A 24,323-nucleotide genomic window follows, 5' to 3' on the forward strand; every position below is an offset into this window, starting at 1 on the left:
CGCATCACGCCACGCGTATCACCACCTTGCCGAAATGCTTGCCGGCTTCGAGCCACGCGTAAGCCTCGGGCGCTTCGTCGAAACCGAACACGCGATCCACCACGGGGCGAATCTGCTGCGCGCCGACAAAACGCGTGAGGTCGTCGAGCATCGAGCGGCTGCCGACCATGAAGCCGTGCAGGCGCTTGAAGCCGCCGATCACCGGGAGCAGCGGGAGTTCGGGGCCCGCAAAACTCGTCACGCCACCGATGATCGAAACGAGTCCGCCCATCTTCGCGGCGGCCACCGAGCGCGGCAGCGTATCGCGACCGCCCACTTCCACGACGATATCCGCGCCTTCGCCGCCCGTGAGTTTCAGCACTTCGTCCTGCCATTCGGGGTGCGAACGATAGTTGATCGTCTCGTTCGCACCTAGCGTGCGCGCGCGTTCGAGCTTCTCGTCGCTCGACGAGGTGATGATGGTGCGCAAGCCCGCGGCGTGAGCAATCTGCAAAGCCCAGATCGACACGCCGCCGGTGCCGAGCAGCGCCACAGTCGCGCCGGGCTGCGCCTGGCCATCGGCGAAGATCGCATTCCATGCCGTGATGCCGGCGCACGAGATCGTCGCGGCTTCCTCGTAGCTCAGGTGCGAGGGAATGGAAACGAGCGAGGACTCCGCGGCGACGAAGCGCTCGGCCAGCACGCCGTCGAACTGCGCGCCGGGCGTCTCGCGCACCTTCGATGGCGTGGGCGGGCCATCCAACCAATGCGGGAAGTACGTGTTGATCACGCGGTCGCCGGGCTTGAAGCGCGTGACGGCCGCGCCGACTTCGAGCACTTCGCCCGCGCCGTCGGCGACCGGCACGAGCGGGGTGTCGCCAAGACCGAGGTAATCGCCGCGCGCGAACATCAGGTCGCGATAGTTGAGCGAGACCGCGTGAATCTTCACGACCACGTCATGCGGGCCGGGCGCGCGCGGCGTGAAGTCGGCGCGCGCGAGTGCGCCATAGCCGCTGCCGGCCTTCAGTTTCCATGCGTTCATGACTGCTCCAGTACGAGTGGGAGCACCTATGATAGTGTTGCTTGTCAGGCGACATTGGTGAGATTCTGGCGCTTCGTTGTCGCCGTGAAGGATACAAAAGGAGTGGGGATATGAACGACCGCCTGAGCGGCGTGGCCGAATTCGTGGACGTGGTGGACGCGGGCAGCTTCTCGGCCGCGGGTGAGCGCCTTGGCGTGACACGCTCGGCGGTCGCGAAGATCGTCGCGCGGCTCGAGCAGCGCCTGGGCGTGCGTCTGCTGCAGCGGACCACGCGCAGCTTGAGCCTCACCGATGAAGGCCACGCCTACTACGAGCAGTGCCGCCGCGTGCTGGGCGAGCTGAGCGCCGTGGAGGCTGCCTTCGACCATGGAAGGCGCGAGCCTTCGGGACGCTTGCGCATCAGCGCGCCTGTGCTGTTCGGCCGCCAGTGCGTGGCGCCCGTGGTGCGTCGCCTCGTGGAGGCGTATCCGCGTCTGAACGTCGAGCTCTCGTTCAGCGACCGCGTCGCCGATCTCGTCGAGGATGGCTTCGATCTGGCGGTGCGCATCGGCACGCTGCCCGACAACGGCACGCTCGTCGCGCGCCGGCTCGGCGTGCAGCGCATGGGCATTTGTGCGTCGCCCGCGTATCTCGCGCAGCACGGCAAGCCCGCCGACGTCGCGGCGCTCGCCGCGCATACGGGCATCGCGTACGGCCGCGCGGGGCAGACCCCGGCGTGGCGCGTGCGCGGCCCGGACGGCGAAGTCGAGGAGTGCCGGCTCGCGTCGCGGCTGTGCTTCGACGACCTGCTGGCGATTGCCGATGCGGCCGCTGCCGGCGCCGGTCTCGCGTGGCTGCCGTGCTGGCTCATGGGCCCGTATTTGAGCGACGGACGCCTCGAACTCGTCATGGACAGCAAGAGCGTGATGGGCGACGAAGTGCACGTGGTGCGGCAGAAGGCGCGGCATATGCCTTCTAAGGTGCGCGTGGCGGTGGATGCGCTAGTCGCGGATATTTCGCGCATGCTCGGCGCCGATCAGACCCACGCGGACTATATGGAGCGTACGGACCACGCCGATCTGGCAGGAAATTGACGAAATTTCATCAAGGTTTCCGTTGAGCGCGTGAGGCGCGCCGCTTATGTTTGATCCCAAGAAGACGTTGCCGCTCGAAGCACGGCCAACCGGATCAAGGAGACATCGGTGTCGAACACGGAAACCAGCGCACGTAACGCGTACAGGCTGATCGGCGGAAGCGGGGACGCGGCGCGCGCCGCGGGGCTCGTCAATGCCGAGTGGTACAAGTGCCCGGTGCCGCGCGCCACGATGAAAGCGCTCATGCAGCGCGGCGACGCGCGCGCCATTCGCGACACGTTCATCTGGTACGCAGCCATCGTCGCGAGTGGCGTGCTTGCGTGGTTCGCGTGGCACGCGCATTCGCTGTGGGCGATTCCCGCGTTCTTCCTCTACGGCACGCTCTATTGCAGCCCCGCCGATTCGCGCTGGCACGAATGCGGACACGGCACGGCGTTCAAGACGCGCTGGATGAACACCGTGGTCTACCAGTTGGCTTCCTTCCAGGTGTTTCGCCGCCCGACCGTCACGCGCTGGACGCATGCGCGCCACCATACCGATACGCTCGTCGTGGGCCGCGACCCCGAGATCGCCGCGCCGCGCCCAACCGACTGGGCCGCGCTGCTGCTCAACGTTTTCGCGATCAAGCATGTGGCGGGCGAAGCGCCGAAGATCGTGGCGTGCGCGTTCGGCCGTATCGGCGCGGAAGAAAAGACCTATGTGCCCGCTTCCGAGTGGCCCAAGGTCGTGCGCGAAGCGCGGCTCACGCTGCTCGTGTATGCGATCGTGACTGGCGCGAGCATTGCGTTGCGCTCCCCGTTGCCGCTCTTGTATATCGGCCTGCCGAGCCTTTACGGCGCGTGGCTCTATCTTTACTTCGGCCTCATGCAGCACGCTGGCCTGCCTGAGAACGTGCTCGATCATCGCAAGAACTGCCGCACGGTCATGATGAATCCCGTGTTCCGCTTCCTGTACTGGAACATGAACTATCACGTCGAACATCACATGTTCCCGATGGTGCCGTTCCATGCGTTGCCGCGACTGCATGACGTCGTCAAGCCGGATATGCCGCCTTCGTATGGCAGCACGATTGCCGCCTACGCGGAGATCCTGCCCGCGCTCGTGCGCCAGACTCGCGATCCCTCGTATCACATCAGGCGGCCGGTGCCGGGCGCTGAGTTGAGTGAGTTCAAGCAACCAGAAGCGGCGTGAAAACCCAGGGAGACACGAGATGGAACGGGTGATGGCGATCGTCGGGGCGGGCCATGTCGGCGGGCGTGCCGCGCAGACATTGCGCGAAGCAGGGTGGCGCGGCCGCATTGCGCTGATCGGTGCGGAGCCGCATCTGCCGTACGAGCGGCCGCCGCTTTCCAAAGCACTCCTGACGGGTGAGCGCAGCCCGGAGCAATGCGGTCTACGTCCGCTGGAGGCGTGGCGCGAAGATGGCGTCGAGCACATCGTCGCGACGGTGCAGGCGATCGATCCAGCGGCGCGTACGCTGCGACTTGGCGACGGCGCGACGCTCGCCTATGAGGCGCTGCTGCTGGCAACCGGCGGTCACGCGAGACGGCTGAGCATTCCAGGGGCAACAGGCGCGGGCGTGCTCAGCCTGCGCACGCTCGACGATGCAGCGGCGATCGGTCCGCGGCTCGCGCAGGGTTCGCGCATAGTTGTCGTGGGCGGCGGGTTCATCGGGCTCGAAGTCGCGGCCTCGGCCCGCGCGCGCGGCTGCGACGTGACGCTCATCGAAGGCGGTACTCGGCTGATGGGCCGCGCCGTGCCCGCCGTGATCGCGGCGCGTGCGCATGCGCTGCATGAACGCAACGGCGTGCGCATTCTCCTGAACTGCGCGCCGCAGGCGTTCGAGCGGCTGAGCGACGGCACGCTCGACGTGCTGCTGGAAAACGGCGACACGCTTCGTGCGGACACGGTGATCGTCGGCATTGGCATCGAGCCTGCCGATGCGCTTGCGCGTGAGGCTGGCATCGAAGTCGAGCGCGGGATAGTCGTGAACGAGGAACTCGCCACCTCGGCGCGCGGCGTCTATGCCGCTGGCGACGTGGCAGTTTTTCCGAGCCGCTTCGGTTCGCATCGCATTCGCCAGGAGACCTGGCACAACGCGGAAACCCAGGCGCGCGTAGCGGCGCATAACATGCTCGGCGCGCACGATGCCTATCGCGAGCTGCCCTGGTTCTGGTCCGATCAGTACGACCACCAGTTGCAGGTCGCGGGCGAGCCTGCGCTCGGCGCGAGTTCGATCGTGCGCACGATCGGTAGCGATACGCAAATCCATTTCGAATTCGATAAAGAAGCGCGCCTCGTTGGTGCAAGCGGCTTTGGACCCACCAGTGCGCTTGCCAAAGACATGAAGCTGGCGCGCATGCTGGTGGAGCGGGGCGCTTCAGTTGCGGCAGAGCAGTTGGGAAATCCCGAGGTGAAACTCAAGAGCCTGCTTTAAAACGAAAAACGGAGACATGATGGCGCAACGACTCCTGGTGTTCCAGTCGCTCTGGTCGATGGAACGCCGCCATACCGATGGCTACGAGCGCACGCTCGAAGACAACGTGCGAATGATCGCCGAAGCGGGTTTCGACGGCGTGAGCGCGCATTGTACGAACCGCGAGGACGTGAAGCGCCTCGCGGAACTACGCAAAACATACGGGCTTGCGGCGGAAGGCCAATGCTTCCCCACGACCGTGGACGATTTGCAGCCGGTGCTCGAGCTCGCAACCGAATTCGGCCTGCATCACGTCGATCTCCAGCCCGACGTGCGTCCGCGCACGCAGCGCGAGGCGCTCGCCTTGCTGGACGGCTGGCAGCGGCTGGCCGAGCAGGTGGATATACCCGTCTACATCGAAACGCATCGCGACCGCATGACGACGGACCTGTATTTCACGCTCGATTTGCTCGACGCGCGGCCCGGCCTCAAGCTGCTTGGCGACATTTCGCATTACCTCGTGGGGCGCGAGTTCGCGTGGCCGGTTTCGCAGGAGAATCACGCGCTCATGCATCGCATACTCGATGCTTCGTGGGCGTATCATGGCCGCGTGGCGAGCCGCGAGCAGGTGCAGATCGAGCTATCGTTCGCGCCGCACCGCAAATGGGTCGATCTCTTTCTCGACTGGTGGCGCTACGGCTTTCGCTCGTGGCGCAAGCGTGCGGGCGCGGACGACACGCTCGCGTTCACCTGCGAGCTGGGGCCGCAGCCTTACGCGATAATCGGTCCGGACGGCAACGACACGACCGACCGCTGGCGCGAATCGCTGCTCATGCGCGACTGGATTCGCGAACTGTGGCAAGAGGTCGAAAAGGAATCGGCGCGCGAAAGTGCGGCGGCTTGAAACCAGGCACTTAGATCCCAACGCCCAGATACGGATTGCGCCGCACATTCGCCGAGCAGAAAATCCGGAACTCGACTGGCCCCGGAGGCGCGGGCGTTTCGAGCACGCCGCATGCGTTGAGCGCGTGCTGCAACGCTGAAATGACCTGCCCGTCCGGGTCCTGGTCGATGGCGATATCCATCGTCCCCTGTTCGATGTACTGGCGGTGCAGGTCGAGCATTTCATGGCCTGCCCACACGATTTTTCCCGTCGCGCCCACCTTGCGCAACGCGGCCTCGATTCCCGCCGACGCATAGCCGCTGTTGTAAATGCCGACCACGCCGCCGCGCTTGAGCGACTTGAGCACGGCGCGGTGGCACAGGTCCACGTCGTCGAGCGTTTCCACGGCTTCTTCGTCGCAAACGAGGTGCGGAAACGTTTCGGCCAACTGCTCACGGCATCCGCTGATGCGTTCGATATGCGCGTGATAGTCCTTGCGCGAGCAGATCAGCAGCACGCGGCCCGGTTCTTTTGCGAGGCGCCCGACGAAATAGCCCGCGGTGCGGCCCGCGAGCCGGTTGTCGATGCCCGCGTAATGCACGCGCTCGACATCGTCGATATCCGTGACCATCGTGACCACGGCCTCGCCCTGGGCGATCACGGTGCGTAGCGCGTCGCGCACCGCCGCCGTGTCGTGCGTGGTGACGATCAGGCCCGCGCGCTTGTAGTTCGGCTGCAGGATGGCGCGCGTAATCACGTCGTCGTCGGCTTCGGGCAGGAACTGCCGATGCAGGACGATGCGCCGGTCGAGCATTTGCATGGAGCGCTCGAGGCCTTGCGTCAGCCGCTGGAAAAACGGCGTGCTGTTTTGTGGCAGCAGCACGTCGATATGCACGAGCCCGTGATGCGTTTCGGGTAACACGCGCGGAACGCCAAGCTGGCGCGCGGCCGCCACGACGCGCGCGCGCATCGCGGCGGACACGCTGCCGCGCTCGTTGAGCACGCGGTCGACCGTGGCGGGGCTTACGCCCGCGGCTTCGGCAATCTCCACGAAACGCGCCGTGCGCTTGCGGCGCGGCGAAGCGGGGTCCGTCATGGGGTGTCTCCGTCTGTTTTGTTGTCTTGCACAGCGATGTCGCATTGCAGCACGAAGCGGTCATTTCCGCCGCGCTGCCGCTGACGAAAAATCATCAATCTTTTCGTTGAGGCGCGTCAATGGGTCGCCTACCTTTTCTACATCGCGCAGGTCATTGAAGAAATCGAAAAGGAGACAACGATGCGAGAAGTGCAGCAGTTTTCCCTCAACCGCATGAGCGCGCCGAAGCTCGGCTTTCCCGAGTATGTGGCGCTGTGCCAGCGTCTGGGCATCGATGCGATTGAGATCCGCAACGATCTACCGGGCATCGAAATCACCGACGGCACGCCCGCCGCGCGAATCAAGGACGCGTGCGAAGCAGGTGGACTCACCATTCTCTCGATCAACGCGTTGCAGCGCTTCGAGCAGTTCGATGAGACGCGCATGAGCGAAGCCGTAGCGCTCGCGCGCTATGCCGCCGATTGCGGAGCGAAAGCGCTGGTGCTGTGCCCCACCAATTCGCTGCTCGACAAGCGCACGCCGGCCGAGCGTCACGCGGATCTGGTGGCCGCACTCATGCAGCTCAAGCCAATTCTGCAAGACCACGGCCTGCTAGGTCTCGTGGAAACGCTCGGCTTCGAAGAGTGCGCGCTGCGCCGCAAGTCCGACGCGGTAAAGGGCATTTACGACGCGGCGGGCGAGCGTCATTTCAAACTCGTGCACGACACGTTTCATCATCACCTTGCGGGCGAAGACATCTTTTATCCCGATCTCACGGGGCTCGTGCATATCTCCGGCGTGGAGGAGAGCGCGCTGAAAGTCGACGAAATGCGCGACGGCCATCGCGTGCTAGTGGGCCGCGACGATCGCCTCGGCAACGTGCGCCAGCTTGCGATTCTGCGTGCGCGTGGCTATCGCGGTTATGCGTCGTACGAACCGTTCGCCGATGAGATCGCTCAGGCCAGCGACATCGAGCAGCGTCTCGCGGCGAGCATGAGCCATATCCGCGAAGCGCTCGAAGCCGCGAGTTTGCGCGAGGCCGCATAAGGCCCATTCGCCTCTTTCTGCATTAACCCGCAATACCGAAGTCGTAACTGACCGTGCGTTCGCACGGCAGGAGAGGTTTTGTGCGCCGAATTAAAGCCCTCTGGCGATTAACCGGCGCACAAAACCCACAAACATACGGAGACAGCCATGAACATCCTCACCCGCTCGCTGCTCGCGTTCGCGCTGGCCGCAGCCATCCCACTTTCCGCTTCGGCAAGCTCGACGATAGGCGTGACGATGGCGCACTTCGACGACAACTTCCTCACCACCGTGCGCGAGTCCATGGCCGCCGAAGGCCGTGCGAAGAACGTGACGCTCGACTTCGAAGACGCGCAAGGCGACGTAGGCCGCCAGGTGAGCCAGGTCGAAGCCTTCGTCGCGCAGCACGTGGCGGCCATTATCGTGAACCCGGCCGATGCGTCCGCAACGAAACGCATGACCGACGCCGCGCGCAAGGGCGGCATTCCGATCGTGTACGTCAATCGCAAGCCCGACGAACCGATGGGCAACGGCGCGTATTTCGTGGGCTCCGATAGCCTCGTGGCGGGGCATCTGCAAATGGAGTACCTCGCGAAAAAACTCAATGGGCACGGCAATATCGCGGTCATGCTCGGCGAACTCTCGACCGACGCCACACGCGACCGCACGCGCGGCGTGAAGGACATCCTCTCGAAGAATCCGGGCATTCATATCGTCGCGGAGCAGACGGCGAATTTCGACCGCAGCCAGGCAATCAATCTCATGAGCCAGTGGCTCAGCGCGGGCAAGAAGTTCGACGCCATTGCCGCCAACAACGACGAAATGGCGCTCGGCGCGCTGATCGCCATGCGCCAGGCCGGCGTCGCGCCCAAGACGGTGCTGGTGGGCGGCGTCGATGCCACGAAGGACGCCTTGTTCGCGATGTCGAAGGGAGACCTCGCCGTGACCGTGTTTCAGGACGGCAAGGGCCAGGGCAAGGCGGCCGTCGACATGGCCGCGAAGCTCGCTGGCGGCGACAAGAGCGTGCAGAGCGAAGCCTGGATTCCCTATCAGCTCGTGACGCCCGAGAACTACAAGGACTTCGTGAACCGCTAAGCCGCTCGTTGCGGGCAGCGTGTCTTCTCAAGCAGTTTCTTCAGGCGAGAGCGAAATGCCAGATTCGACTATCGCAGCACAGATCAACCCGCTACTCGCGGCTCAGCACGTCCGCAAGGCGTTTCCAGGCGTGATCGCGCTCCATGATGTCTCCATCGACATCCATGCGGGACGCGTTCACGCACTGATGGGCGAGAACGGCGCGGGCAAGTCTACGATGATGAAGATCATCGCAGGCGTGTACACGCCCGACGGCGGAACGCTGCGCTTCAAAGGCGAGCCCATCACGTTGAAGTCGCCGCGCGATGCGCTCGACCGCGGCATCGCCATGATCCACCAGGAGCTGAACCTCCTGCCGGACATGACGGTCGCGGAAAACATCTGGATACGCCGCGAGCCGCGCAGCCGCATCGGCCTTGTCGATCACGGCGCACTGAACCGGCACACGCGCGATCTGTTCGATCAACTCGGCATCGAAATCGATCCGCAAATTCAGTTAGGCAAACTGAGCATTGCGAACCGGCAGATGGTCGAGATCGCGAAAGCCGTGTCGTTCGACTCCGACTTGCTGATCATGGACGAGCCGACTTCGGCCATCACGGAAAAGGAGGTCGAGCATCTCTTTCGCATCATTGCGGAGTTGAAGGCGCGCGGCAAGGCGATCATCTACATCACGCACAAGATGGACGAAGTGTTCCAGATCGCGGACGATATTTCGATCTTCCGCGACGGGCACCATATCGTCACGCGCGCCGCGAGCGAATTTGACAAGTCTTCGCTGATCGCCGCGATGGTGGGGCGTGAACTCACACAGGTCTTCCCGAAGGAGACGGTGCCGATAGGCGAAGTGGCGCTCACGGTACGCAAACTCGGCCGGCGCGGCGCCTTTACGGACGTGAGTTTCGACGTGCGCTATGGCGAGATTCTCGGCGTGGCGGGCCTGATGGGATCGGGTCGCACCGAAGTCATGGAATCGATCTTCGGCATTTACGCCGCGGATGAAGGCGAAATGCTGTTCGACGGCAAGCCAAAGGCGATTCGCTCGCCCGCCGACGCCATTCGCGCCGGTGTCGCGTTCCTCACCGAGGACCGCAAGGGCACGGGTCTTTTCCTCCAGCTTTCCGTGGGCGAAAACATGCAGATCTCTTCGCTCAAACGTCATTGCGCGTTCGGCTTCGTGCGGCAGCAGCGCATGGACGAGGAGTGCGCGCGCATGTGCCGAAGCCTGAAAGTGAAAACGCCTGGGCTCGCGCAGATCATCGAGAACCTGAGCGGCGGCAATCAGCAGAAAGTGCTGCTCGCGAGGTGGCTGCTCAATCAGCCAAAGCTACTCATTCTCGATGAACCCACGCGCGGCGTGGACGTAGGCGCCAAAGCCGAGATTCATGCGCTCATCACCCAGCTCGCGCGCAGCGGCGCCGCGATCATCATGATTTCCTCGGAGCTGCCGGAGGTGATCGGCATGAGCGACCGCGTCGTGGTCATGCATGAGCGCACGGTGAGCGGCATTCTTCCGCGCGAACGCGCCACGCAGGAATCCATCATGACGCTCGCATCGGGCGAGCGACCCTGAATTCGACAATTCGACAATTCGACAATTCGACGAAAGAGAAGGAGACGGACATGCGAGTATCAGCGATCAACGGCGCCGCCGACGCGGCGGCCCCCGCGCCCCGCAAATGGCGCTTCCCCCAGGAGACCAGCATTCTCGTCGTGCTGGTCGCGATTGCGCTCGTGTTCGAGGCGCTGGGCTGGATCGAACGTGGCCAGTCGTTTCTCTACAACCCGCAAGGCTTGCTCATCATGGTCCTGCGCGTATCGGAGATCGGGCTCATAGCGGTTGGCGTGACGATGGTCATTATCGCGGGCGGCATCGATCTGTCGTCGGGTTCGCTCGTCGCGTTGTCGGCGATGGTGGCGGGCAGCTTTGCGCAGGCCGGCGGTTTTGGTTCGACCGTGTCTCCTGGCGTGGCGGATTTGCCGGTGCTCGTTCCGGTGCTGGCCGGCGTGCTCGTAGGCAGTTTGTGCGGTCTCCTGAATGGTGCATTGATCGTGCGCTCGAATGTGCCGCCGTTCATTGTCACGCTGGGCATGATGGTTTCGGCGCGAGGTCTGGCGCGTTACTACACGCACGGTCAGCCGATCTCCATGTTCACCGACGCCTATTCGGCGATTGGCTCGGGCGCCCGGCCCGTAGCGATCTTTCTCGTGGCGGCGCTGATCTTCCATATCGTGCTGCGCTATACGCGCTTCGGCAAGTGCCTCTATGCGATTGGCGGCAACGTGCAGGCCGCGCGTGTTTCGGGTATTGGCGTGGGGCGCAACCTGATCGCCGTGTATGCCATTGCCGGGCTGTTGAGCGGTCTTGCCGGTGTGGTGGTGTCGGCGCGCGCGCAAACGAGTCAATCGGGCATGGGCCTTTCGTACGAACTCGATGCAATTGCGGCAGCCGTGATCGGCGGCACGAGTCTCGCTGGCGGCGTAGGGCGCATTACCGGCACCGTCATCGGCGCGTTGATTCTCGGCGTGATTTCGAGCGGCTTCATTTTCCTCGGCATCGACTCTTATATTCAGGAAATCGTGAAAGGCGGAATCATCGTTGCTGCCGTGATCGCCGATCAATATCGCAAGCGCCGCGCGCGTTGAAACCCCATTCGTTGTTCACCAGCATCGCAGTGGAAACCACGTCTAAAAGAGACATAACGGAGAACGTAATGATTGAGTTTGCTTTGTTCGGTGCAGGTCGAATCGGCAAGATTCACGCTTCGAATCTGGTTCGCCAGCCGGGCGTGCGGTTGAAGTACGTGGTGGACATGCACGCGCCTTCCGCGCAGGCGCTCGCGCAGATGCACGGCGCGCAGGTGGCCAGTGTCGCGCAGGCGCTGGACGATCCGGCCATTGGTGCGGTGGTGATCGCTTCGAGCACGAATACGCATGCGGATCTGATCGTCGCCGCCGCGAATGCAGGCAAAGCGGTGTTCTGCGAAAAGCCGGTCGACTTGACGGTTGCACGCTCGCGTGAAAGCGCCGAGGCGGTGCGGCGCAACGGCGTGGTTTGCATGATCGGTTTTCAGCGGCGCTTCGATCCGACCTTCGCGGCACTTAAGGCACGCATCGAGCAGGGCGAAATTGGCGACCCGGAAATGCTCATCATCACGAGCCGCGACCCGGGCGCGCCGCCCGTGGATTACATCAAGAGCTCGGGCGGCATTTTCAAGGACATGCTGATTCACGACCTCGACGTTTTCCGCTGGATTCTTGGCGACGAGGCGTTGAGCTTGCACGCAACCGGTAGTTGCCTGACGGACCCGAAGGTGGCCGCGGCGGGCGATATCGATTCGACGGCGGTGACCATTCGCACGCAGCGCGGTCTGCTTTGCCAGATCAACACCTCGCGGCGTGCCGCGTATGGCTACGATCAGCGTTTTGAAGTGCTGGGCAGCATGGGCATGCTGCAGGCGGGTAATGTGCGCCCGACGCAGGTGAGCGCGTGGACCGCCGCAGCGGTTTCGACGGATGTGCCCGAGCCGTTCTTCCTCGAACGTTATCGCGAGGCGTATGCCGCAGAGATGGCGCACTTCGTGGAAGCGCTGACGAAGGGCGCGCCGGTTCGCACGACGATCGAAGACGGCGTGAAGGCGCTCGAACTGGCGGAGTTGGCTACGTCGTCGTGGACGAACGGCGCGGCTCTCGATGTCGCAGCGGATGAGCATCGCCAACTGGCGACAGCGGCGTAGGCGAGGCATCCATCAATGCAGTAATGACGTCCTTTGTTAGACTGCTGAAAATGCGCGGCTGGTATTCACGCCGCGCAAACTCATGCAGACAGACAAGAATCAGAATAAGGAACGTCATGGTAAGGAATGGCAGATGGATGTCCGCCCTGCGGACTGCGATTGGTCTGGCAGGCTTGCTGACTGCACACGCTGCGCTGGCCGATGGTCAGTCATCCTACGATGACTGTATGCTGGCTGGATTGCGCGACGCCCGCAATGAGGTCGCATCGAACTATGTCCAGCGCTCGTGCTACGCGCTGTATCGGAACGGCGAGATGCTGTTGCCGCGCGAGAAGGCATATCACGAGTGCATTCTGCAGAACATGCCCGGCGCGAGAGAACCGTCTGCGATTTCGCGCATCGCGCAGATCTGTTCTCGCAGGGGCCAACTGTAAAGCCGCACCCACGGATCGCCTGAGCGCAACATTAAAAAAGCCCACTCGAAAGTGGGCTTTTTCTCGCACAGAAAGCGCTTACTTCGCCACCGGCATCGAAAACTCCGCACCCTTTTCGGTGCTTTCCGGCCAGCGCTGCATGATCGACTTCTGCTTCGTATAGAAGCGCACGCCTTCTTCGCCATACGCGTGCATGTCGCCAAAGAGGCTGCGCTTCCAGCCGCCAAAGCCGTGCCATGCCATCGGCACCGGAATCGGCACGTTGATGCCCACCATGCCCACTTCGATCTGGCGGCCGAACTCGCGCGCCACGTGGCCGTCGCTCGTGAAGCAGGCGACGCCGTTACCGAATTCGTGATCGTTGATCAGTTGCACGGCTTGCGCGAAATCCTTCACACGCACGCAGGCGAGCACCGGTCCAAAGATTTCTTCCTTGTAGATGCGCATCTCGGGCGTGACGTTGTCGAACAGCGTGCCGCCGGTGAAGAAGCCTGCTTCGTGGCCCGGCACCTTGAGGCCGCGCCCGTCCACCACGAGCTTCGCGCCTTCTTCCACGCCGCTCGCGATATAGCCCTCGATGCGCTCGAGCGCCTGCTTCGTGACGATCGGGCCCATTTCCGCATCGGCTTCCATGCCGTTCTTCACAATGAGGCTGCGTGCGCGCTCGGCGAGACGCGGCACGATCTTGTCAGCCACGTCGCCCACCAGAACGGCCACCGAGATCGCCATGCAGCGCTCGCCTGCCGACCCGTAGCCTGCGCCGATCAGTGCGTCCACGGTCTTGTCGATGTCAGCGTCGGGCATCACGACCATGTGGTTCTTCGCACCGCCGAGCGCCTGCACGCGCTTGCCGTGCTTCGCACCCGTTTCGTAGATGTAGTTCGCGATCGGCGTGGAACCCACGAAGCTCACGGCCTTCACGTCGCGGTGCGCGAGGAGGGCGTCCACCACGATCTTGTCGCCTTGCACGACATTGAACACGCCGTCGGGCAGGCCCGCTTCCTTGAGCAGACGCGCCATGAAGAGCGAAGCCGAGGGATCGCGCTCGCTAGGTTTGAGGATGAACGTGCAGCCCGCTGCGAGCGCCACGGGGAACATCCAGCACGGCACCATGCAGGGGAAGTTGAACGGCGTGATGCCGGCCACCACGCCCAGCGGCTGGCGCACGGTCCAGTTGTCCATGCCTGTCGAAACCTGCTCGGTGTAGTCGCCCTTGAGCAGTTGCGGAATGCCGCAAGCGAATTCGATCACGTCGATGCCGCGTGCCACTTCGCCTTGCGCGTCGGAGAACACCTTGCCATGCTCGGCCGTGATGATGGCCGCGAGTTCGTCCGCGTGACGGTTCATCAACTCGAGAAATCGCAGCATGACGCGTGCACGGCGGATGGGCGGCGTGTCGCGCCACTGCGGGAATGCGGCTTTCGCGCTCGCCACGGCGGCGTCCACGTCGGCAACTTCGCCCAGCACGAGGCGGCGCGCGGCGGCGCCGGTCGCGGGGTTGAAGACCGCTTGCGTGCGGTCGCCCGCGCCGCGTTCGGCTTTGCCGCCGATGAAGTGGACCACGTCTGCGGAATCGGTAAAGGCCTGCATGTCATCTCCTCGATTGGTGAGTGCGTGCCGCCAGTCTACGGAGGGCGCAGGGGCGAGGAAAGACTCTGGCGCTGAATTGATTGTTTTCATCTGTGAACAATCTCTCGCGCAGTCTGTGAAAAGTGCCCGGGCGGCGTGCTAGTATCGGCGCGGGGATCACGAGTTTTGACGCGGACTTTTCATTCATGGATACGCAGCGAGTCGAGGCACTCTGGACGCATCTGCACTGGCTCAATGTGCTGGCCACCCAGGGCAGCTATACCGCGGCGGCGACGCGCCTCGGCGTGAGCAAGGCGGCCGTGAGCCAGCGCATTGCCGAACTGGAGCGCGTGGCGGGCGTACCGCTTGTGCAGCGCACCACGCGCAGCGTGCGCTTCACGGAAGCGGGATTGCGGCTCGTGGAAGACACGCGCGCGCAGTTCGACAGCATCGCGGCGAGCTTCGCGAGCGTGCGCGAGATGGCCGATGTCGCGCGCGGCACCGTGCGCGTCACCGCGCCCGTGGCATTCGCACGCCAGCAGCTGGTGCCGCGTCTCGCGGAGTTTTCGCGCACGCATCCCGAAGTGCGCGTGCAACTGGAGCTTTCCGACCGGCTCACCTCGATTGCGACCGAAGGGTTCGATCTCGCGATTCGCCATAGCGCGCAGGTGCCGGAAACCCACGTGGCCTGGAAGCTGTGTGACACGCGCTCGGTCATCGTCGCCACGCGCGCTTACCTGAAGCAGCGCGGCACACCGCAAACGCCCGCCGATCTGGCGCAGCACGACTGCCTGTTCTATCCACGCGCGCTGGGCGCGGGCGCGTGGTCGTTCGAAAAAGCCGGCCGCCGCGCGGAAGGCGCGCGCGAGACCGTGACGGTGAACGGCCCGTTCTCGGCGAACAACAGCGAAGCGCTGCGCGACGCGGCGCTCGAACATCTCGGCATCGCGCTGCTGCCCGATTTCAGCGCGCAGGCTGCGCTGCAGGCAGGCAAGCTCGTCGTGCTGCTGCCCAACTGGCGCCCTGTTGGGGCGTTCGCTTCGCAACTGCACGTCGTGCGGCCATATGGGGCGCAGGTGCCGCGTGCGGTCAGGCACTTTGCGGAATTCCTGCGGCAGACCTTCAAGGATGGTTTTCCGCTGGAGTGACTCACGCACTTAGCCATGCGGCCAGCTTTCTGATGTGTTTTTGATGGATTTTTGGTATCCACAGCGCCCGGTGCCGACGTTATCCTTGACTCGTAACGGAGGCAGACGCATGAATCAGCACGAAACCCATGTGGCGGATTTGGGGCGGCAATGGTATGCCGAGCGCGATTGCTCGCTCGATACGTTCGTGAGCCGGCTGCGGGACGACGGCAACCCGCTGCGTTTCGCATGCGATGTGCGGCAGCGTATTCCGGTGTACGACTGCCAGGCACTCCAGGGCGCGCTCGAGGACGCGGAGCAGCGCGCGCAATTGCAGGCCGAATGGGCCTACGTGCTGCGCGACGGCGCGGGAGTGCTGGTGCTCGAGCGCGCTTACGGCAACACGCAGCCCGTGGACGAAGCGACCGCCGTGTTCGAATCCATCATCCGTGCCGAGCGGGAGCAGGGCGCGAGCGGTGCGGATCATTTCGCCAAGGCGGGCGCGAACGACCGCATCTGGAATGCGCAACAAAAGCTGTGCCTCGAAGCGCCCGCCGTATTCGTCGATTACTTCGCGAACCTGCCGCTCATGGCGATCTGCGAGGCATGGCTCGGCCCGTGCTATCAGATGACCTCGCAGGTCAACGTGGTGCGTCCGGGCGGCGCGGCGCAGGAGGCGCACCGCGACTATCACCTGGGATTCCAGACGATCGAGGAGGCACAGCGTTATCCGGCGCATGTGCATCATGTCTCGGCCTATCTCACGCTCCAGGGCGCGGTTGCACACAGCGACATGCCAATCGAGAGCGGGCCGACGAAACTCCTGCCTTACTCGCAACGCTATGCCGAGGGCTACCTTGCCTGGCGTCGCAGCGATTTCCGCGCGTATTTCGAAGCGCATTGCGTGCAGTTGCCGCTTGCCAAGGGCGACGCCTTGTTCTTCAATCCCGCGCTATTTCATGCGGCGGGCGCGAACCGCACCGCGGACGTTCAGCGCATGGCTAACCTCCTGCAGGTTTCATCGGCAATGGGGCGCGCAATGGAGGCGCTCGAGCGCACGAGCATGTGCGAAGCGATTTATCCCGTGCTGCGCGAGCGGCGTATGAGCGGCCGCCTCGGCGACGCGGCCGAACTCGCGGTCATCGCGTCCTGCGCCGAGGGCTATCCTTTTCCCACGAATCTCGACCGCGATCCGCCCGTGGGCGGCCTGGCGCCGGAAAGCCAGCAGGCCCTCATGCAGCGCGCGCTGCGTGAGCGCTGGGAGCCGGGCAGATTCGCCGAGGCGTTGCGCGCGCAGGGCGCGCGACGCGACCCCGCGTAAGCGCCGAGACGCCCAGCGTGGGGCGTGTCTCGTGGCCGCGATGGACCACGAGACGGTAAGGTGAGGATATTCAGGATGGCTATCGATTCAACCTGAAGCTCACATGTCGGCGAAACGCGCTTCGTCCAGATCGGCGATGAGCGTCGGACCCGTCGGACGCCAGCCGAGCCGCGCCTGGGTGAGCGCGCTCGAAGCAGGCATGTCCATGCCGACGAACATGCCCATCCACCCGAAATGCGCGGCCGCTTCCTCCGGTGCGATCGAAACGGCGGGCAGGCCGAGCCCGCGGGCCAGCGCCTCGGCAATGTCGCGGCTCGTTACGCCTTCTTCGCCGACCGCGTTGTAACGCGCGCCGGGCTGCCCTTTTTCGATGGCGAGCCGATAAAGGCGCACGACGTCGGAGAGATGGCCGGCCGGCCAGCGGTTCAGGCCGTCGCCCACATAGGCGCATACGCCTTTTTCTCGCGCGATGGCCACGAGCGGCGTAATGAGTCCCTGCCGGAACGGGTTGTGGACCTGCGGCAGCCGCACCGCGCCCACATTGAGCCCTTGGTCCAGCAGCACCTGCCCGGCCAGCTCGGACGCAATGCGCGGGTTGGGGTGGCTCGTATTGAAGACGTCCTCGCTCGCCAGCTCGCCGTGCGCTCCGTTGCCGATGCCCGTTCCGGACGTGATGAGCAGCGGGCGATCGGAGCCGGCGAGCGCGGCGCCGAGCGCCGCAATGGCGCGCTTGTCCTTTTCGCAGTTCTCGACGAAGCGCGAGAAGTCGTGATCGAAGGCCGTGTGGATCACGGCGTCCGCATGCTCAGCGCCGCTGCGCAGGCTCGCCGGTTCCTCCAGCGTGCCGCGATGCACGCGTGCGCCCGCCTTGGCGAGCGCCTGTGCGCCGGCTTCGGAACGGGTCATGCCGGTCACCTCGTGACCGGCTTCGATGAGTTCCGGCACGAGCGCCGAGCCGATGAAGCCGGTCGCGCCGGTCAGAAAAATACGCATGGTCATCTCTCCTGGGTCATGACTGGCGTACTATCTCCAAATTTTCTATACCGTTAAAGTAGTGAGTTCATCATATTAAGATGACTAACAGGCTTTCCATTCCGATCCATTCGGCGGGGTCGCTCGGCGACTTCCTGAGGCGCTGCCGCACGCGGCTCGACCCCGCGAGTTTCGGCTTCAGCGGCCGCCGGCGCACGCCGGGACTACGCCGCGAAGAAGTGGCGCAGCGGGCCAACATCAGTCCGACCTGGTACACGTGGCTCGAACAGGGGCGCGGCGGCGCGCCTTCGCCGGAAGTGCTCGAGCGCATTTGCAGCGCGCTGATGCTCACCGACCCCGAGCGCGAGCACCTCTTCATGCTGGGGCTCGGGCGGCCCCCGGAAGTGCGCTACAAGGCCGTTGACGGGGTCAATCCGCGGTTGCAGCGCCTGCTCGACTCGCTGCGCTTCAGCCCGGCCATCGTCAAGACGGCGACATGGGAGGTCGTGGCCTGGAATCGCGCCGCGGCCATCGTTCTCACCGATTACGGCAAGCTGCCACCCGGTCAGCGCAATATCCTGCGCTTTCTGTTCTGCAACCCGGACGTGCGCGCCAAGCAGCACGACTGGGACAGCGTGGCGCGCTTCGTGGTGGGCGCGTTCCGGGCCGACGTGGCGCGCGCGGGCCTCGTGTCGGCCGTTGGCGAACTCGTCGATGAACTGTGCAGCGTCAGCCCCGAGTTCGACGCGCTGTGGCGCGACGCCGAAGTGCATACGCACGCAGAAGCCGACCACGTCAAGCGCCTGCACCATCCCACGCTCGGTCTGATCGCGCTGGAGCAGTCGGCGTTTGCCGTCGATGGCCGGCCGGACCTGCACATGATCGTGTACAACCCGGTCGACGCCGGGCAAGCCGAGCGCATCAAGGCGCTGATCGAGCAGTCGTGACGCTGCCGTGTGAATTCGCACCGCACGCATCCTGACCCCGCTGGCCTGTCTTGCGCGCGCCGCGCCGGGGTTTATCCCTGGTCTTCGGATCTGCCGCGGTTCAGGGCCCAGGCCGCGCCGAGCGCGAAGCCGACGGCGGCGGCGAGCCCGAGTGCCGTCATGGGCTTGTCGGCGACGTTGTCGCGTGTAACGTCGGCGGCATTGTTCAATGCCTGCTGGGACTTGCCGTATAGCACCTTCGCCTTGCCGGCCAGTCCCATCGCCGGGTCGCCCAGCATGTCGCCGGCCAGATGCTGCGCTTCTCCCGCGACCTCGTTCGCGATGGCGTGTGCGTTTCTCGTGCTCATGATCGTGCTCCTGTGTGCTCAGGGTGGGTCATTGAATGTGCGCGCTCCACTGGCGCAATGACGGTGGAGCAACGCGAATGCCCGCCGGGCGGCGATCGATGAATCAGCGGCGAATCAGGAGCAAATCAGCAGCAAATCAGCAGCAAATCAGCGCTCGCGCGTGAGCGCCAGTGCGGCGGTGAGCTGATCGAGGCCAACAGGTTTGACGAGGTGCCGATCGAAGCCGGCCTGCGCGCTGCGCAGCGCGTCGCCGGCTTGCGCCCAGCCGGTCAGCGCGACGAGGCGCAGGTCGCGCAAGCCTGCGCGCGCGCGTACCTGTTGCGCAAACTGGCAGCCGTCGATGCCCGGCATGTCGAGATCGACGAACGCGATCGCGGGGGTGGACCGTTCCAGCGAATCGAAGGCTGCTTTTCCATCGTAAAACACGGCACATTCACATCCGAGTACGCCAAGCAGTTCGCCGAGGCTGTCTGCGGCGTCGCGGTTGTCGTCGACGATCAACACCTTCGTGCCGTCGAGTCTGGCGACTTCGGCTGTGCCGCCATTGGGTGCGGCCGGCTCGAACGCGTAGTCGACGGGCAGTGAAACGACGAAGCGGCTTCCCTGGTTCCTGCCTTCGCTCGTTGCGGAGATCGTGCCGCCATGCAGTTCGACGAGCTTCTTCGACAACGCGAGGCCTACACCGAGTCCGTCCGTGTGCCGCTCCGTCTGCAGACGCCCGAACAGCGTGAAGAGCAGGGGCGACTCCTCCTGCGTGAAACCCACGCCGTTGTCCTCGACCGTCACGATCACGCGGTCCAGGCCGCGTTCCACGGCAATGTCGATGCGGCCGCCCTCGGGCGTGTATTTCGCCGAGTTGTTGAGCAGATTGGCGAAGACCTGGGCGAGCCGCACGTCGTCGCCATGCAGATGCAACGGCGCGGCCGCCTTGCTCACTGCCAGCGTATGCCGCGCATTCTCGATGGCCGGCCGGCTCAGGTCGAGCGCGGTCTCCAGCACGGTATGAATATCGACACGCCGCCGGCGCAGCGCAATGGCGCCGCTATTGATGCGCGCCACCTCCATCAGGTCGTCGACGAGTCGCACGAGATGGCCGAGCTGGCGATCGAGCATGTCGAGCACGTGTTTCCCGTCGCTCGGGTCGGGGCTCGCGCGCAGGATCTGCAGGCCGTTGCGGATGGGCGCGAGCGGATTGCGCAACTCGTGCGCGAGCGTCGCGAGAAAGTGGTCTTTCATGCGGTCGACGTGCGCGAGCTTCGCTTCGCGCTCGCGCAGCAGCGCCTCGGCCTTCGTGCGTTCGATGAGGCTCGCCGCCTGGCTCGCAAGAATGTCGAAAAGCTGGAGTTGCTGCGCGCTCGGTGAATAGGGCGTGGCCCAGTGCGTGGAGAGCATGCCGATCAGCGTGCCGTCGCGGGCGCGCAGTGGCGTGGTCTGCATGCTCCGGATGCCTGTCTCGCGGAACATGTCGAGGTCGGCCGTGCCGGCGAAGTCGGGCCAGGTTTCCGCGTCGGGGACGATCACGCGCTCGCTGCGCGCCCAGGCGGCGCCGCAACTCGTTGTCGAGTCGATATAAACGACGCGCCAGTGTTCGGCCGCAGCCAGCGTGAAGCCGCAATGGGCAATGAGATCGAGCCGCTTGCGCCCGTTCTCCGGGCCAGAAAGCATTTGCAGGCTCGCGAAATCGGAGCCCATGAGTTGCCGGGCCGCCGCGACGATACGGCTGTATAGCGCCACCGGCTGATGCTCCACCAGCAGGTGAAGCGAGAGTTCGTGCAGCGACCGGCTCGCGGACAGATCCTCGTTGAGCAGGGCGATCAGCGTTGCGGGGTCGGTGCTGACCGCCGGGGCCGGGCCCATTAGCGGATCTGCGTCTCGCGTCGTCATCCTGGTTCCGTACGGGGGCGCCCACTTCCGGCAATCCGCGTATTCTATGCGGCTTTGTAATGTCCATGTGTTGCCCACCCGTAAGTCGGGTTACATCCAGTTGCACTGGCAACGACACACGGCGGCGCGAGTGTCCGACCGGCAGCCCGCACCATGCTGCGATATACTCGACCCATGGATTCGAAACCGCAATCGCTCGACCTGCAGCATTGGTGGCACGCCTGACCCAGGCGGCCGGTTTCCCCATGTCAATCGAAAACATGATGCCGCCAGCCAAGGCGGCATTTTTGTTTCCCCGCGCTAATGGCTGGTGGTGTCCGAAATCTGGAACATCTCACCATGACGCTAGCCAATCGACCCATTATTCTCACTGGCGACCGCACGACCGGGCCGCTGCATCTCGGCCACTACGTCGGCTCCCTGAGTGCGCGGGTGCAACTGCAGCACGAGGCGCAGCAGTTCCTTCTGCTCGCGGACACGCAAGCGCTCACCGACAACGTCGGGCGGCACCAGCGGGTGACGGAAAACGTCGTTGAAGTCGCGCTCGACTACCTCGCAGTAGGCATCGACCCGGCAAAGTCGACCATTTTCATCCAGTCGCAGGTGCCGGAGCTGGCCGAGCTTTCACAGTATCTGCTCAATCTCGTTACGGTCGCGCGCCTCGAGCGCAATCCGACCATCAAGGCAGAAATCCGCCTGCGCGGGTTCGAGCGCGATATCCCGGCTGGTTTCCTGACCTATCCGGTCAGTCAGGCGGCCGATATCACCGCGTTCAAGGCGACGCACGTACCGGTGGGCGACGACCAGCTGCCCATGATCGAGCAAACCAACGAACTCGTGCGCCGCTTCAACCTCACCACGGACCGGCAGGTGCTCGTCGAGTGCGAGGCGGTGCTCTCGCATGCGCCGCGGTTGCCCGGCATCGACGGCAAGGCCAAGATGAGCAAGTCGCTCGGCAATGCCATCACGCTTGGCTCGGCCCCGGACGAAATCACGCGGGCCGTTCACGACATGTACACCGATCCGAAGCACTTGCGCGTGAGCGACCCGGGCCAGGTCGAAGGCAATGTCGTCTTCACGTTTCTGGATGCGTTCGAGCCGGACACGAGCCGCGTGGACGAACTCAAGGCGCAGTATCGTCAGGGGGGCCTCGGCGACAGCGTCGTCAAACGGCTGCTCAACGAGCGGCTGCAGGCGCTGCTGGAACCCATTCGCACGCGTCGTCGCGAGTTCGAGCAGGATCGCGCCGAAGTGCTGGCGATCCTGCGCCGTGGCACGATGCGCGCGCGCGAGGCTGCCGGCGCGACGCTCTCCGAAGTGAAAAGCGCGTTGGGGCTGAATTATTTCGATGCATGAAATGCCCGCTGCGCAGGAACAGGCGATGCGAATTCAAAGGCGCGAGGGAGCCGTCATCGCATGGTTCGCTCTCCAGATTAAATCCCCCGATTTGTCTGGTGGATTCGATGAGGACGAAGTGCGACCCATGCTGGCATTGCCGCCACCGGCCAGCCTGCGCTCACGGGCCGAGCAGACCCTGGGTTGGCAGCGACAGCTTGCCGTGGTCGACGAAGCGAGTGCCGCCGCCGATGCCGCCTGCGAGGCGCCCGCGGATTTCGTAGGGGATGCTGCCGGACTGGGCGCTGCCCGCAAAGGCGAACGCCTGGCGCACGGCGGCGAATGCCGGCACGGTCAACGGCACGACGATGACTGCCTCACCGAAGCGCGGCACGACGCCGCTTTGATCGCTCACGCCGCTCGCGAACGATTGACCGTTCAGATCCAGTTGCAGCGACACGCCACTGAATTCGACTGGCGCGTCATTGGGATTCTGGACGCGCAGCTTCACGTTGAAGCGCATCTCCATGCCTTCGCCCTGCAGCGGCTCGAGCCCCGCCACGTTGACCCGCAGCGGATCCTGACCGAACCCCGCGCAGCCGCCAAGCCAGAAAAGGACGCAAAGCAAGGCGCAGAAGAGTCGAATCGAGCGCCCGGTATCAGGTTCTGGCATGGAAAGTCCCTCGTCCGTAGAGTGCGCTGGAGGCGCTTAGTGTAGCGTCGATCGAAACCTGCGATACGATACGTCCCCGAGGCTAATGCGACATGCGCGACTCGCGGCCGGAATTCCTTGCAATTTGCTTTCGTCGGCCGCGCACCGCATCGCCCGTCCCGATTCTCTTCTTTCGTTGCCCGGCCCGTTCTCATGCTCAGCGCCTTCGCTCTATTCGGGATCTTGATCGTATCTTGCCTGATGAGCGTCGCCATCCTGGGCTCGCTGATGCGAACCGCCGTGCCGGGCGTGGCCCGCTGGTGTCTGGGCTATGCGCTGCTGGCCGCGGCTTCCGCCTGGATCGTGCTCGCCGGCGTGCGGGCGGGCGGCATCACGATCGTCGGCGCTTCGACCGCGATCCTGGGCGCCGTGGTGCTGCTCGTGCAGGGCACGCGCCAGTTCTTCGGCAAGCCTGCCGTGTGGGGTGTGGAATCCGGGGCGTTCGTCGTGGTCTGCGCGGCGCTCGTGTATTTCACGTGGGCGTCGCCGAAAGTCGACGCGAGAGGCGTGCTCATTTCGCTGGGCCTTATCTATGGGCGGCTCGCGGTGGGGACGTTGGCGCTGCGGCATGCTTCGCGCGAGGGTACGCGCTATGCATGCCGGCTCATCGCCGTCGCCGCCGGGCTCGGCGCGCTCGTTTCTGTCGCGCGCATCGGCGCGATCGTCTTCGGCGCCGTGCCGTCGCTTTCGTTCCTGCAGCCGTCGCCCTGGAATGTGGCGCTTCTCGGGCTCGCCATCTGCACGTTACCTTGCATGTCGATCGGCATGGTGATGCTCGCTCACGACCGGATCCTCGGGCGCATGGAAAAGCTCGCGACGATCGACGAATTGACGGGCGCGCTCACGCGCCGTGCGTTCATCGACCGCGCGCAGGTTCTGCTCGCCCAAGCGCGGGAGAAGGGCGATCCCGTGTCGATCGCGATTCTCGACATCGATAACTTCAAGGCTGTCAACGACGGGTTTGGCCACGCGGTCGGCGACCGCATCCTCACGCACGTCGCCTCGGTCGTCGCCGCGCAATTGAGGTCATGCGATCTGTTCGGGCGGCTGGGCGGCGAAGAGTTCGCGATCCTGTTCGCCTACGCGCAAAAGCACGACGCAGCGACGTTGACGAATTCGCTGAGGCTCGCGCTCGAGCGGTCGTCCGCCGAAGGCGTGCGCTGCACGCTCAGCGCGGGCGTCGGCAGGTTCGTGCCGGCCGACACGCTGGAGAGCGCGATGGTGCGTGCCGACGCTGCCCTTTATGTCGCCAAGGCGGCGGGGCGCAATCGCGTCATCATGACGTCGGATGCCGAAGAGGGCGAAGCGCGCTACCTCGCCGAATCCGGCTGAATTTTGCTGAATTTCGC

The 24,323-nt window shown here is 64.5% G+C and carries 22 protein-coding genes; 15 read left to right on the forward strand and 7 right to left on the reverse strand.

What is annotated here, in order from left to right:
- Positions 1-4: 4 nt before the first annotated feature.
- Entirely contained in the window at positions 5-1,021 is a 1,017-nt protein-coding gene (locus tag VSR72_RS02550; RefSeq protein WP_342950827.1) for an NAD(P)-dependent alcohol dehydrogenase, read from the reverse strand.
- A 110-nt stretch (positions 1,022-1,131) separates the two neighbouring features.
- Between VSR72_RS02550 and VSR72_RS02555 the strand changes: the two genes are divergently transcribed.
- From VSR72_RS02555 to VSR72_RS02570, 4 genes are all read left to right on the forward strand, one after another.
- Positions 1,132-2,094 (forward strand): LysR family transcriptional regulator, encoded by a 963-nt coding sequence (locus VSR72_RS02555; protein ID WP_342950828.1) that lies wholly within the window; start codon positions 1,132-1,134, stop codon positions 2,092-2,094.
- 108 nt (positions 2,095-2,202) lie between these two features.
- Positions 2,203-3,285 (forward strand): fatty acid desaturase family protein, encoded by a 1,083-nt coding sequence (locus tag VSR72_RS02560; protein ID WP_342950829.1) that lies wholly within the window; start codon positions 2,203-2,205, stop codon positions 3,283-3,285.
- A 19-nt stretch (positions 3,286-3,304) separates the two neighbouring features.
- Positions 3,305-4,531: an FAD-dependent oxidoreductase gene (locus VSR72_RS02565; RefSeq protein WP_342950830.1), complete on the forward strand. Its 1,227-nt coding sequence runs from the start codon at positions 3,305-3,307 to the stop codon at positions 4,529-4,531.
- A 16-nt stretch (positions 4,532-4,547) separates the two neighbouring features.
- The gene (locus VSR72_RS02570) at positions 4,548-5,414 is read left to right on the forward strand and encodes a sugar phosphate isomerase/epimerase (RefSeq protein ID WP_342950831.1); all 867 of its coding nucleotides are present in this window, start codon (positions 4,548-4,550) and stop codon (positions 5,412-5,414) included.
- Positions 5,415-5,424: 10 nt separating this feature from the next.
- On the opposite strand, the gene VSR72_RS02575 is transcribed toward VSR72_RS02570, so the two are convergent.
- The gene (locus tag VSR72_RS02575) at positions 5,425-6,489 is read right to left on the reverse strand and encodes a LacI family DNA-binding transcriptional regulator (RefSeq protein ID WP_342950832.1); all 1,065 of its coding nucleotides are present in this window, start codon (positions 6,487-6,489) and stop codon (positions 5,425-5,427) included.
- A 180-nt stretch (positions 6,490-6,669) separates the two neighbouring features.
- Here VSR72_RS02575 and VSR72_RS02580 point away from each other — a divergent pair, with 180 nt between their 5' ends.
- The 6 genes from VSR72_RS02580 (at position 6,670) to VSR72_RS02605 (ending at position 12,760) form a co-directional block, all read left to right on the forward strand.
- On the forward strand, positions 6,670-7,515 hold the full coding sequence (locus VSR72_RS02580) for a TIM barrel protein (protein WP_342950833.1): 846 nt from the start codon (positions 6,670-6,672) through the stop codon (positions 7,513-7,515).
- A gap of 147 nt (positions 7,516-7,662) precedes the next feature.
- Positions 7,663-8,589, forward strand: coding sequence for a sugar ABC transporter substrate-binding protein (locus tag VSR72_RS02585; protein ID WP_342950834.1), 927 nt, complete (start codon positions 7,663-7,665; stop codon positions 8,587-8,589).
- A 55-nt stretch (positions 8,590-8,644) separates the two neighbouring features.
- Complete coding sequence (locus tag VSR72_RS02590; RefSeq protein ID WP_342950835.1) at positions 8,645-10,162, forward strand: sugar ABC transporter ATP-binding protein; 1,518 nt, start codon at positions 8,645-8,647, stop codon at positions 10,160-10,162.
- A gap of 50 nt (positions 10,163-10,212) precedes the next feature.
- Positions 10,213-11,235 carry an ABC transporter permease gene (locus VSR72_RS02595; protein WP_342950836.1) on the forward strand — a complete coding sequence of 341 codons (1,023 nt, stop codon included), beginning with the start codon at positions 10,213-10,215 and terminating at the stop codon, positions 11,233-11,235.
- Between the two features lie 68 nt (positions 11,236-11,303).
- Complete coding sequence (gene iolG, locus VSR72_RS02600; RefSeq protein WP_342950837.1) at positions 11,304-12,326, forward strand: inositol 2-dehydrogenase; 1,023 nt, start codon at positions 11,304-11,306, stop codon at positions 12,324-12,326.
- Between the two features lie 137 nt (positions 12,327-12,463).
- Positions 12,464-12,760, forward strand: a complete 297-nt coding sequence (locus VSR72_RS02605) for a VF_A0006 family four-cysteine protein (RefSeq protein ID WP_342950838.1) — start codon at positions 12,464-12,466, stop codon at positions 12,758-12,760.
- 78 nt (positions 12,761-12,838) lie between these two features.
- On the opposite strand, the gene VSR72_RS02610 is transcribed toward VSR72_RS02605, so the two are convergent.
- A complete protein-coding gene (locus VSR72_RS02610; protein WP_342950839.1) occupies positions 12,839-14,350 on the reverse strand; it encodes a CoA-acylating methylmalonate-semialdehyde dehydrogenase in 1,512 nt (503 codons plus the stop codon).
- Between the two features lie 185 nt (positions 14,351-14,535).
- On the opposite strand from VSR72_RS02610, the gene VSR72_RS02615 reads away from it, so the two are divergent.
- Together VSR72_RS02615 and VSR72_RS02620 are read left to right on the forward strand one after the other, a co-directional pair.
- Positions 14,536-15,477 carry a LysR family transcriptional regulator gene (locus VSR72_RS02615; RefSeq protein WP_342950840.1) on the forward strand — a complete coding sequence of 314 codons (942 nt, stop codon included), beginning with the start codon at positions 14,536-14,538 and terminating at the stop codon, positions 15,475-15,477.
- Positions 15,478-15,586: 109 nt separating this feature from the next.
- A complete protein-coding gene (locus VSR72_RS02620) occupies positions 15,587-16,777 on the forward strand; it encodes a phytanoyl-CoA dioxygenase family protein (protein ID WP_342950841.1) in 1,191 nt (396 codons plus the stop codon).
- A 99-nt stretch (positions 16,778-16,876) separates the two neighbouring features.
- Here VSR72_RS02620 and VSR72_RS02625 read toward each other — a convergent pair whose 3' ends face one another.
- Positions 16,877-17,770: an SDR family oxidoreductase gene (locus tag VSR72_RS02625; protein ID WP_342950842.1), complete on the reverse strand. Its 894-nt coding sequence runs from the start codon at positions 17,768-17,770 to the stop codon at positions 16,877-16,879.
- A gap of 80 nt (positions 17,771-17,850) precedes the next feature.
- Here VSR72_RS02625 and VSR72_RS02630 point away from each other — a divergent pair, with 80 nt between their 5' ends.
- Positions 17,851-18,696, forward strand: coding sequence for a helix-turn-helix transcriptional regulator (locus VSR72_RS02630; RefSeq protein WP_342950843.1), 846 nt, complete (start codon positions 17,851-17,853; stop codon positions 18,694-18,696).
- Positions 18,697-18,767: 71 nt separating this feature from the next.
- On the opposite strand, the gene VSR72_RS02635 is transcribed toward VSR72_RS02630, so the two are convergent.
- Positions 18,768-19,043 carry a CsbD family protein gene (locus tag VSR72_RS02635; RefSeq protein WP_342950844.1) on the reverse strand — a complete coding sequence of 92 codons (276 nt, stop codon included), beginning with the start codon at positions 19,041-19,043 and terminating at the stop codon, positions 18,768-18,770.
- Positions 19,044-19,190: 147 nt separating this feature from the next.
- Positions 19,191-20,927 carry an ATP-binding protein gene (locus VSR72_RS02640; protein ID WP_342950845.1) on the reverse strand — a complete coding sequence of 579 codons (1,737 nt, stop codon included), beginning with the start codon at positions 20,925-20,927 and terminating at the stop codon, positions 19,191-19,193.
- A gap of 339 nt (positions 20,928-21,266) precedes the next feature.
- Here VSR72_RS02640 and trpS point away from each other — a divergent pair, with 339 nt between their 5' ends.
- Positions 21,267-22,283, forward strand: a complete 1,017-nt coding sequence (trpS, locus tag VSR72_RS02645; RefSeq protein ID WP_342950846.1) for a tryptophan--tRNA ligase — start codon at positions 21,267-21,269, stop codon at positions 22,281-22,283.
- Positions 22,284-22,443: 160 nt separating this feature from the next.
- Here trpS and VSR72_RS02650 read toward each other — a convergent pair whose 3' ends face one another.
- Complete coding sequence (locus VSR72_RS02650; RefSeq protein WP_342950847.1) at positions 22,444-22,935, reverse strand: LEA type 2 family protein; 492 nt, start codon at positions 22,933-22,935, stop codon at positions 22,444-22,446.
- Between the two features lie 240 nt (positions 22,936-23,175).
- Between VSR72_RS02650 and VSR72_RS02655 the strand changes: the two genes are divergently transcribed.
- On the forward strand, positions 23,176-24,306 hold the full coding sequence (locus VSR72_RS02655; RefSeq protein WP_342950848.1) for a GGDEF domain-containing protein: 1,131 nt from the start codon (positions 23,176-23,178) through the stop codon (positions 24,304-24,306).
- The last annotated feature ends 17 nt before the right edge of the window (positions 24,307-24,323 follow it).

The organism is Paraburkholderia sp. JHI869 (assembly GCF_038900775.1).
Lineage (GTDB): Bacteria > Pseudomonadota > Gammaproteobacteria > Burkholderiales > Burkholderiaceae > Paraburkholderia.